Origin of the sequence: Neobacillus paridis (genome assembly GCF_016765675.1) — a bacterium.
Taxonomy (GTDB): domain Bacteria; phylum Bacillota; class Bacilli; order Bacillales; family Cytobacillaceae; genus Neobacillus; species Neobacillus paridis.
Map to the genome: position 1 here is coordinate 1 of NZ_JAESWB010000377.1, position 629 is coordinate 629.

At 66.9% G+C, this 629-nt stretch carries 1 protein-coding gene; it reads left to right on the top strand.

Annotation, left to right across the window (positions count from 1 at the left end):
• The first annotated feature begins 144 nt into the window (after positions 1-144).
• Positions 145-513: a hypothetical protein gene (locus JK635_RS29275; RefSeq protein ID WP_202656338.1), complete on the top strand. Its 369-nt coding sequence runs from the start codon at positions 145-147 to the stop codon at positions 511-513.
• The last annotated feature ends 116 nt before the right edge of the window (positions 514-629 follow it).

The window sequence follows — 629 nt, forward strand, 5'->3', positions numbered from 1 at the left end:
CGCGCCGCGCTGACGGTGTAGGAGTCCAGTCAAGCCCGAAGGCTGTCGTTGCATGGAGACCTCCAACCTGCGGGAACATGGCGCGGACCTTGCATGGCAATACGGCCGCCGGGCCTTGATGCCGGCATTCCGGGAGAAAAATGCATGCATGCACTCATCTTTGCCGTCGCCACAGTTGTCGCCTCGCAGGTGCTGGCAGCGCCGGGCCATCAGCAGGCCGGCGAGCCGAGCGAATCGGAGATCCTGGCGCTGGCCGAACGCGACGTGGCCCGCGCCAACATGCCCATCATTGAATACCACCAACGCCTGGGCAAGGGTGATGTGCCGCCGGACATGCTGGTGACGCTCCATGCGGCCCGCAAGAAAGCCTGCCAGCCCGCTCCCGAACCGCAGGCGTGGCAGTGCGAGGTGCAGATGGAGATGACCGTGCCCAACGGCGGCTTCCGCTCCAGCACGGTGCTGTTGCGCATCGCCCGGAACGGCGACGGCTGGGTGGCTAGCCGCTTGCGCTGACGGCGGCCGGCGCGCGTGCCAGCAGTGCCGGCAACTCGTCGAGCGCGTCGATGTAGCCATTGCAGGGCGCCGCATCCGGCGCAGCGCCATTGTGATAGCCATACCGCACCAGATAC